Annotated in this window: 2 protein-coding genes and 2 pseudogenes; all 4 read right to left on the reverse strand. The window is 37.9% G+C overall.

The genetic code is table 11. The features are described 5' to 3' along the window. Nucleotides 1–477 (reverse strand): annotated as a pseudogene (locus Q0F90_RS08545) (hypothetical protein); the annotation flags it as partial. Nucleotides 478–695: 218 nt separating this feature from the next. Beyond that, nucleotides 696–1,490 carry a hypothetical protein gene (locus Q0F90_RS08550; RefSeq protein WP_296004761.1) on the reverse strand — a complete coding sequence of 265 codons (795 nt, stop codon included), beginning with the start codon at nt 1,488–1,490 and terminating at the stop codon, nt 696–698. Between the two features lie 205 nt (nt 1,491–1,695). Further along, nucleotides 1,696–2,694: a phosphate acetyltransferase gene (gene pta / locus Q0F90_RS08555; protein ID WP_296004763.1), complete on the reverse strand. Its 999-nt coding sequence runs from the start codon at nt 2,692–2,694 to the stop codon at nt 1,696–1,698. Nucleotides 2,695–2,751: 57 nt separating this feature from the next. Then, a pseudogene (locus Q0F90_RS08560) lies at nt 2,752–2,912 on the reverse strand (ATPase); the annotation flags it as partial.

Raw genomic sequence — 2,912 nt, forward strand, 5'->3', positions numbered from 1 at the left:
ACCATCACGAAGCCATTTCAAAAGCATCGCTGACACACCATGAAAATACATGGCTGTGTGAAAACATATTACCTCATCTTGACCTTTACCAGGGGCCTTCTTATCGATGTATTGCATCAACAAATCTAATCCTCGATTAATACTTGTTTCTGTCAGATTAATATCATCAGTTCTATCTGCTAACGCTTCTTTAAAAAAAGTTTCTCGCTCACTCATGGTCGTCACCATACGATCGACCAATTCACGCCAAGTAATTACATCTGCCCCGAGTTCTTCATACGCCTCTTCAATACGATGTACGTAAATCCAATTAATTAAATCATATTTATCTAAAAAGTTATTATAAAACGTACGGGAAGACATCCCACAATTCTTGGAGATTGCACCTACTGTGATTTTAGTTAACTGTTGTACCTCCAACAGTTCCATTAATGATTCCGCAAATAATTCCTTTGTTGTCAAACGTTTTACCATCATAACCTCACATTTGAACATTAAATATATCGTATACATTATATCATAATCTTATTACTCATAATAAAATGCTAAAAGAGTCGATTCAAACGAATCGACTCTTCCTACAATCGTCATTAACAAATGACATCTATATTATAAGCTATATATTATATGCCTAATATGATGATTACGCCAATAGCTCTACGACTTTCTTTTCCAGTTCTTTCATAGAGTCTTTATTACACCAAAAGTGTTTTCACATCATAATTGAATTTTGCCGTTGTTTCAGCCGCAGTTTTTTGCCATTCTGTTGGTGCTGTACCGTCTTTTTCAAGGAAGAATCCAGAGTCGAGGTATCGAATGATGATATAGTTAGAATCCTTTTGGTCAAAGCCATTACCACGACTGAAGTCGATACCATGACCTGTATTGCGCGTTACGATAGCTTCTAGTAAAGGCAATGTAATGGCATTTAAGGTGATTTTCATATCAGGGGAGTCAAAAATCTTTTTAAGAAATGAGCTAGGTTTCTCTTCCTTATAGACTAACAATTTGCTAATTGTACCATTAGATGCACATACTACGCGACGGATTTCATGAATAGGAATATCTACCTTACCATTTGAGATGACACCGTTTTTAATAGTAATTTCGCGTTTACCCATAATAGAATAATCTAGTGGTAATTGAAGAGTATCCAAGTTTGCAGGGAAGTCTGCTGTCAATTTATGACGAGCAAATGCTGCAATAATCGCCTTTGTTTCACGAATGTTATGACCAATGTTAGATTCTGTACGGTCCGTATCTAAATCTTGTCCTTCTATGTTTTTCCAATTGTGGTCTCTAAACATAATCGTATAATTAGAATTCGAATTTAGATATCTTGTAAGATATAGCTCATTTACAGCTTCAAAGTCGATGTCAGTTATCACCTGTCCATTTGCATCTTTACAGAGCACACCATTGTAACTAATTGTTAACGTACGATCATCACTTTCAAAAACAACAGGATTTGTGTCGAATACAGAAATCATAGCCCTCTCCTTTTCACGACTCTAAACACAACTACACTTGTACATATCAAGTGCGTTTACGCAATCCATTGATTAAATATATTAATCAAATGTTCTTAACCTAATCATACACCTTCTATATATATTTACACAAATAAAAAAGCTGATTCCGAAGAATCAGCTTTTACTATTTCATTCAATAGTACAAATGAAGTTATTGTGGAAATTAGATGCTTTCAACAGCAGTGATGGCAGCAACTTCTACAATGTCTTGAGCGGAGCAACCGCGGGAAAGGTCATGGATAGGAGCAGCCAAACCTTGAATCAATGGACCAATAGCTTCAGCATCAGCGAAGCGTTGAACCAATTTGTAACCAATGTTAGCAGATTGAAGATCAGGGAAGATCAAGATATTAGCTTTACCAGCTACATGAGAGCCAGGAGCTTTTCTTTCTGCTACGGAAGGAACGATGGAAGCGTCCAATTGTAATTCGCCGTCAAATTTGAAGTCTACATTACGTTCTTTCAAAATGTTAACAGCTTCTACTACTTTGTCTACTTCTGGAGTGGAAGCGGAACCTTTAGTGGAGAAGGACAACATGGATACGCGAGGATCAGCCATGCCAACAACTTTGCGAGCTTTTTCTACAGTGGATTCTGCAATATCAGCTAATTGTTCGCTAGTTGGGTTAGGCAATACGCCACAGTCGGAGAAGATGAGCACGCCATCATCGCCATATTCTTTTTTATCTGTGAACATAATCATTGTGGAAGATACAGTTTTAAGGCCTGCTTTAGTACCTACAACTTGTAATGCAGCGCGCAATACGTTTGCAGTTGGGCAAGCGGAACCAGCAACCATGCCGTCTACTTCGCCAAGACGAACAAGCATAGCGCCGAAGAATAAGCAGTCGCCTTTCATAGTTGCGTCAGCTTTTTCAGGAGTCATACCTTTTTTAGCGCGCAATTCTACGAATGTATCAACCATTTCTTGGTAACGAGCGTAGTTAGCAGGATCGATGATTTCAGCACCTTCGATGGATACGCCAGCAGCTTTAGCAGCTTCAGCGATTTCAGCAGGGTTACCTACTAATACAGGTGTGCAGAAACCTTCTTTTAAAATAGTTTCAGTAGCAACCAAAACGCGTTCGTCTTGGTACTCTGGCAATACGACTTTTTTACCTAATGGTTTTACTTGGTTTTTCAAATTTTGAATTAAATCCACGATTTTTGCCTCCTTAACATTGGCTTTACGCCATATCAATACTATTATTATAGCAAGTTAACGACTCTCTAACAACCACTCTAAGACATTTCGTTGTTGAATTCCATCGTAATTTGCGTTCTTATTTAACTCATCTAAGGTGAGCAAAAACTTTGGATATTGATCATTTACAGACTCAAGAGGTGCTAGTTCTCGGCTCAAAGTATTGGGGTCAAGCA

Source organism: uncultured Veillonella sp., from assembly GCF_934190855.1.
Classification (GTDB): Bacteria; Bacillota; Negativicutes; order Veillonellales; family Veillonellaceae; genus Veillonella.